Source organism: Nostoc sp. (genome assembly GCF_036917935.1).
In the GTDB taxonomy this organism is placed as follows: domain Bacteria; phylum Cyanobacteriota; class Cyanobacteriia; order Cyanobacteriales; family Nostocaceae; genus Nostoc.
On the sequence record NZ_JBALEL010000052.1, the window covers coordinates 79,629 to 85,746 of the forward strand.

Genomic DNA, 6,118 nt, shown 5'->3' on the forward strand with positions numbered 1-6,118 from the left:
TACAAGAACCCCACCCCCAACCCGCTCCCCGCAAGCGAAGAGGGGGCTATGCTGTACCTCATTTGATTAGGAAACGCTATAACCCTTACCAATCGCTTGCTTTAGTGTCATCCCAGACTTCCAATTCCAAGTCGCGGAGATAAGTTAACCCGCTCTGAATTTGTGCATCTGTTCCTTGTAGTTCAAGGTCAAACCAACCATCACCGACAGCATTGGCTCCCAAAATTGCTGCCGTGATATTCACAGTTAGTCCATAGTCAGACACCAGGCGAGAAATGACAGGTTCCTGGTGATAATCTTTAGGAATTCTGAGTCGAATCCGTTTATTGGTAAGTGTATTGTCGGTAGCCATATCTGAGTTATTTCAATCCCTAATCGGGATTGGTACAGAACTACTCTTAGAGGATGTTTGAAAAGTCCTATTGTCGGTATCAAATAGTTTTAGATCCCCCTAAATCCCCCTTAAAAAGGGGGACTTTGATTCCGGTTTCCCCCTTTTTAAGGGGAGCCAGCGCGGTCTTGGGGTCTCCCCAAGTGGAGCGACTGGCGTGGGTTAGGGGGGATCAAAGTGCCTAAAGTCACAGCCAAATACTTTTCAAACAACCTCTTAACCCTAACGGTAATTTCCTGATAGGTACTGGGTAGATCGTACCATGTCCCATGATTTGCTTGTATCCTCTTCAAAGGATAACTATAATCGCTTGATTTTTCTATTCAACATCTTTAATGCGGGTTTTCCGTTCTAGAATCTCCTTCAGTACCAAGGTTACTACTGCTAGCAACGCTAACAGTACAGCCGCAGAGAAAGCAGCTTCAGTTTCGTATTGTTTGTAAGCGTCTTCTACAAACAGTGGTAGGCTCTGGGTTTGGTCAGCAATGTTACCAGATACCACTGAAACCGCTCCGAATTCACCCATTGCTCTGGCATTGGTCAAAATTAAACCATAGAGTAAGCCCCAACGGATACTAGGTAGGGTAACGCGCAAAAATATCTGCCAATCTTTCGCACCGAGAGTTCTAGCAGCTTCTTCTTGATCTTTGCCAAACTCTTCTAAAACCGGAATCACTTCCCGCGCCACAAAGGGCATACTCACAAAGGCTGTAGCCAATACCATACCTGGAAAGGCAAAGACAATCTTGATATCATGGGCCTGGAGCCAAGGGCCAAACCAGCCATTCCGACCGTAAAGTAAGACAATCATTAATCCTGCAACTACGGGCGAAATCGAAAAAGGTAGGTCGATAATGCTCAATACTATGGCGCGTCCAGGAAATTTATGACGAGCGATCGCCCAAGCTGCACATAGCCCAAACACTGTGTTCACAGGCAAAGCAATCAAAGCCAATAACAGTGTCAGCCAAGCTGCATGGAGAAAGGCTGGTCGCGTCAGGTTGGACAGAAACGGCCCAACACCCTTACTAAAGGCTTGGACAAAAACGTTAATTGCCGGGATATATTGAACTAGGGCTAAATAGGCGATCGCTATCCCAATCAAAACTATTGGCACCCAACTCTTCTGCTCTTTCGGCTTGGCTATATCTGATACAGATGCAGATGAGTGAAAACTTGGCTTATCTACTGTCATATCGCCTTGCCCATGCTTGTAAGAAATTAATTGCCAATAGCATTACCAATGAAATTAATAGTAGAACTATGCCAATTACTGTTGCACCAGAATAGTCATACTGCTCTAATCGCTGGAAAATCAGTACAGGTGCGATCAAATCTTGATAGGGCGTATTAGAAGAGATAATCACAGTTGACCCATATTCCCCAACTGCACGGGAGAAACCCAAGGCAACACCAGTCAAAATTGTCGGAAATAAAGGCGGAAAAATCACTTTCCAGAAGGTCTGCCATTGAGAAGCACCCAGACACCAGGAAGCTTCTTCAATTTCATGTTCCATTTCCTGAAGCACTGGTTGCACAGTTCTCACAATAAAAGGTAGTGAGATAAATATCATTGCTACCGCTACTCCCGTGCGGGTAAAAGACACCTTAATTCCCAGTGGTGCTAGTAGCGAACCTATCCAGCCATTATCGCTGTAGACTGTTGCCAGGGTTAGCCCCGCTACCGAAGTTGGTAATGCAAAGGGTAAATCTACTGTGGCATCAATCAAACGCTTTAAGGGAAAGTCGTAGCGAACCAGAACCCAAGCAATCAGAGTTCCAAATACGCCATTGAGTAAGGCAGCAAATATTGCCGTAACAAAAGTTACGTTGTATGTTGCTAGTGCGATATCACTGGTGGCGATCGCCCAAAATCTCGCTGGAGTTTCCGTACTTGCTTTCAGGAACATGGCAACTATGGGGATAAACAACATCACCGTCAGATATGCAATGGTGATTCGCCAAGTCCAAGGAACCCGCCCCAATCTCTTCCAGAATGGCGTTTTGCGTTCAACTTCCATAGAAGGAGATACAGATGTCATAGTGAAAAATTCAAAATTTAAAAATTACAAGAAGTTTTCTGCCACTGGTCGGTTGTTTTTTCTACTGACCACCGACCATTGACTAATGACTAATTACCGTTTATTTTGGGCTTGAATCTTGTCAAACACGCCCCCATCTGCGAAGAACTTCTTATCAATTGCTTCCCAACCGCCCAAGTCTGCAACTGTACCCAAAGTTTTCACCTTGGGAAATTTGTCTGTAACTTCTTTAGTTTGAGCTATAGTTTCATCCACAGGACGGAATCCCAATTTAACAAACTCTTGCTGTGCTTCTGGGCTATAGAGGTATTTCACAAAACCTTCAGCAACTTCGCGGGTTCCGTGCTTATCGACGTTTTTATCCACCACGGCGATCGGATTGTCAATGGATATATTCACATCAGGAACTATATAATCAACCTTTTCGCCTTTTTGCTGTGCCAAAATAACTTCGTTTTCGTAGTTGATTAAGACATCACCCTGCCCTTGCTTGGCAAATGTATCAGTAGCTTCCCGCGCATCTTTAGGCAAGATTGGCACATTTTTGTAAACTTTAGTCACAAATTCAGTAGCTTTAGCCTCATCGCCACCTGTTTTAATCACAGAATCCCATAGTGCTAAGAAATTCCACTTAGCAACGCCTGACGTTTTGGGATTAGCAGTAATCAATTTGACACCATCTTTGGCTAAATCTGCCCAGTTCTTGATGCCTTTAGGATTGCCTGAACGAGTGACTAATGCTGCAACTGATTTAGAGACAATACCATTGTTGGGAACTTCTTTCTCCCATCCTGGCTGAATCAATCCAGCCTTCTCAATCTTTGAGGTGTCTCCAGCTAGGGCCAAGTGGACAACATCTGCTTCCAAACCATCGATAACGGCACGAGTTTGGGAACCAGAACCGCCATAGCTTTGTTTGAAGACGACAGTTTGATTATGATCTTTCTTCCACTGTTCTACAAACTTAGGAATAATTGCTTCGTGAGCTGCTTTGGTGACAGCAAAGGAAACTAGAGTTAATTCAACATTATCTTTGCTTGCAGCCACAGGAGTAGCATTAGCAGCAGGGGTTTCAGAGGAAGAAGTACTCCCAGTTCCTCCACCAGAGCAAGCGGCAAGGGCTACACTCAATACAGTACCTACCAAAAATAGTGATACAAAGCCTTTGAGCGAATTTAGTCTGAACCGATACGTTCTATGTTCAGCCATCGCTTGTAACCTTTTCAGTGGGCGTTGCCACAAACTCATTCTATTTCCTCCACTAAATCTACAGATAATTGATGGGAATACAGTTATATACTGTTTATAATACTGGATGATTCTATGTATCTAGTTACAAACACCAAAATACACCATATTCTTTATCAAGAACATGGTGATTTTAGCAGTTTTGTGAGGAATTACAAATGCTTTTATTTTCAATTATCAAATTGCGTAGGCGCAGCCCGCCGTCGGCATCGCAATCAGCGACCTGGTGCATCAAGCAACTTGCTAGGGAATAGCTAATTTGGATGCTTGGTTTGTAGGTAAGTGACGACAAATTGGATTATTTTGTTATGCTTCATGATTGATCGTAGCGGTAACAGACCCGACAATTCTCTGTGCGATCGCATCCAATGCATCAAACGCACTTTAATTTCTGCCGCTAAAGCTGTACAGCACCATCTTGGTTAAAACAAAACCCATCTAGAAATTATCTAAATGGGAAAAATCGAACAAATACTTATTATTAACTGAATGCATATTTCCGGGGTAAACCATCCTGAAAAACTAGTAATTCTCCCGGTTGAATTTGTGTCCAAATTTCGTTGTCAGTGAGGGGTGTAGTAGCAATGACAGCGACGCGATCGCGTTCAGTAGTCACTTCCCGAAAATCTACGGTCATATCTTGGTCAATTAAATGGGCAGCAGCAAAGGGCGCTTGGCGAACAATGTAGCTGAGATTAGTTGAGCAATAAGCAAAAAAGTGTTCTCCATCTGATAATAAGTAATTAAAGATACCTGTTGTTGCAATTAACTCAGTAATTTTTGTGAGTACAGGGTACAGTTCCTTTATGTCAGGCTTACCCTCAGGAAAGCGCGATCGCAGTGTTTCTAAGATCATACAGAATGCTTTTTCACTATCGGTGTCACCTACGGCTTGATAAAAGCCCAAATTTTCTGGATCAAAATTTGGCAAATTACCGTTGTGGGCAAACACCCAATACTGACCCCACAATTCTCTGCGGAAAGGATGACAGTTGTGTAGGGCAACTTCACCCTGAGTAGCTTTACGGATATGGGCTATGACATGGGTTGAGTGGATGGGATAACTCCGCACAAACTCCGCTACCGGAGAAGCAATAGAAGGTTGGGCATCTAAAAACATTCGACATCCCTTTCCTTCAAAGAAAGCAATGCCCCAACCATCGCTATGGTCATCCGTTTTTCCTCCCCGTGCAGAAAACCCTTCAAAAGAAAAGCAAATATCCGTTGGAACATTGCAATTCATTCCGAGCAGTTGGCACATGGATGTTGCATCTCTCAATTTTTGACTAAGGTCTCAGGATCAAGATACTTCAGAATGCTGCATTGATTCTGGAGCGATCGCTTCAATCTTAGAATTTAAGGCTGAGATATTTCAAATTATCCCCAACAATGAAGAGTCTGCTTCAAGTTAGCAAGATGACACTATGCCAAAAGATGGTAGCGGCGAATATCTGGTGCAGCAGTCACTAAACCTTCGAGTTTAGCTGCTGCCGCTTGGAAATGGGGGTGAATCTAGATGAGTATTCAGAGCTTCTGATGAAGCCCACTCCTCTACAAAAGTAAAGTCTGTTGGATCGTCTTGGTTTTGCAAAAGTTTATACTCAATCACACCTGCTTCCTGACGGATTGGCTCAATGAGTTCCAACAATACAGCTTTTAGTTCTTCTACTTTGTTAGGCAAAGCAATAATATGGGCAACAATGCGAATAGTTTGGTTAGTCATTTGTCATTTGTCATTTGTCATTGTCATTGTTATTGGGCATTGGGCAGAGGAAAAAGACTTGCTGCCCCCCTACTCTGGTGTTTAAATAAATTTAAAACATTTGCTGTAAATATTGCTCATAGCCTAATTGTTCTAATTTTGCTTGCTTTGCAATTACTGATTCACAGAGGGTTTGGCGATATTGTTGCACTTTCTCTAACAATTTTGGTTGGTGAGTTGCGAGGATTTGTACTGCTAAAAGTCCGGCATTTTTGGCATTCCCGATCGCTACTGTTGCCACAGGAATACCCGCAGGCATCTGTAAAATAGAATACAAAGAATCTACACCTTGTAAGTTACGAGTGGGTATAGGAACACCGATGACAGGAAGTGGAGTTAAAGACGCTACCATTCCAGGTAGATGGGCAGCACCACCGGCACCAGCAATAATTACCTTAATACCGCGTTGGTGTGCAAGTTGAGCATACTGCACCATACGTTCTGGGGTACGGTGAGCCGAAACGATCGCCACTTCGCTCTCAACGCCAAATTCTTCACAAACTGCGATCGCATCTTTCATAGTGGGCAAATCGGAATCGCTGCCCATGATAATACCAACTATGGGAGTCATAGAATTTTAGATTTTGGATTTTGGATTTTGGATTTTGGATTTTGGATTTTGGATTTTGGATTTTGGATTTTGGATTTTGGATTTTGGATTTTGGATTTTGGATT

Annotated in this window: 7 protein-coding genes; all 7 read right to left on the reverse strand. The window is 43.2% G+C overall.

The window, feature by feature from the left end; all coding sequences use genetic code 11:
- Positions 1-85 precede the first annotated feature (85 nt).
- The 7 genes from V7K62_RS22720 to purE all read right to left on the reverse strand — a co-directional run bounded on the left by V7K62_RS22720 (position 86) and on the right by purE (position 6,014).
- Positions 86-352 (reverse strand): NIL domain-containing protein, encoded by a 267-nt coding sequence (locus V7K62_RS22720; RefSeq protein WP_118168346.1) that lies wholly within the window; start codon positions 350-352, stop codon positions 86-88.
- Positions 353-710: 358 nt separating this feature from the next.
- Entirely contained in the window at positions 711-1,586 is an 876-nt protein-coding gene (cysW, locus tag V7K62_RS22725; RefSeq protein WP_334868071.1) for a sulfate ABC transporter permease subunit CysW, read from the reverse strand.
- A complete protein-coding gene (gene cysT / locus V7K62_RS22730; protein WP_334868073.1) occupies positions 1,573-2,433 on the reverse strand; it encodes a sulfate ABC transporter permease subunit CysT in 861 nt (286 codons plus the stop codon). The genes cysW and cysT overlap by 14 nt, the downstream gene beginning before the upstream one ends.
- A 93-nt stretch (positions 2,434-2,526) precedes the next feature.
- On the reverse strand, positions 2,527-3,681 hold the full coding sequence (locus V7K62_RS22735) for a sulfate ABC transporter substrate-binding protein (protein ID WP_334868075.1): 1,155 nt from the start codon (positions 3,679-3,681) through the stop codon (positions 2,527-2,529).
- A gap of 481 nt (positions 3,682-4,162) precedes the next feature.
- Complete coding sequence (locus tag V7K62_RS22740; protein WP_334868077.1) at positions 4,163-4,942, reverse strand: class II glutamine amidotransferase; 780 nt, start codon at positions 4,940-4,942, stop codon at positions 4,163-4,165.
- Between the two features lie 219 nt (positions 4,943-5,161).
- Positions 5,162-5,404 carry a putative quinol monooxygenase gene (locus tag V7K62_RS22745; RefSeq protein WP_442937325.1) on the reverse strand — a complete coding sequence of 81 codons (243 nt, stop codon included), beginning with the start codon at positions 5,402-5,404 and terminating at the stop codon, positions 5,162-5,164.
- 91 nt (positions 5,405-5,495) lie between these two features.
- A complete protein-coding gene (purE, locus tag V7K62_RS22750; protein WP_334868079.1) occupies positions 5,496-6,014 on the reverse strand; it encodes a 5-(carboxyamino)imidazole ribonucleotide mutase in 519 nt (172 codons plus the stop codon).
- Between the last annotated feature and the right edge of the window lie 104 nt (positions 6,015-6,118).

What these genes read in the sequence shown, in the direction of transcription:
- V7K62_RS22720 (WP_118168346.1), bottom strand. Translation starts at nt 352, where the DNA reads ATGGCTACCGACAATACACTTACCAATAAACGGATTCGACTCAGAATT.
- cysW (WP_334868071.1), bottom strand. Translation starts at nt 1,586, where the DNA reads ATGACAGTAGATAAGCCAAGTTTTCACTCATCTGCATCTGTATCAGAT.
- cysT (WP_334868073.1), bottom strand. Translation starts at nt 2,433, where the DNA reads ATGACATCTGTATCTCCTTCTATGGAAGTTGAACGCAAAACGCCATTC.
- V7K62_RS22735 (WP_334868075.1), bottom strand. Translation starts at nt 3,681, where the DNA reads ATGAGTTTGTGGCAACGCCCACTGAAAAGGTTACAAGCGATGGCTGAA.
- V7K62_RS22740 (WP_334868077.1), bottom strand. Translation starts at nt 4,942, where the DNA reads ATGTGCCAACTGCTCGGAATGAATTGCAATGTTCCAACGGATATTTGC.
- V7K62_RS22745 (WP_442937325.1), bottom strand. Translation starts at nt 5,404, where the DNA reads ATGACTAACCAAACTATTCGCATTGTTGCCCATATTATTGCTTTGCCT.
- purE (WP_334868079.1), bottom strand. Translation starts at nt 6,014, where the DNA reads ATGACTCCCATAGTTGGTATTATCATGGGCAGCGATTCCGATTTGCCC.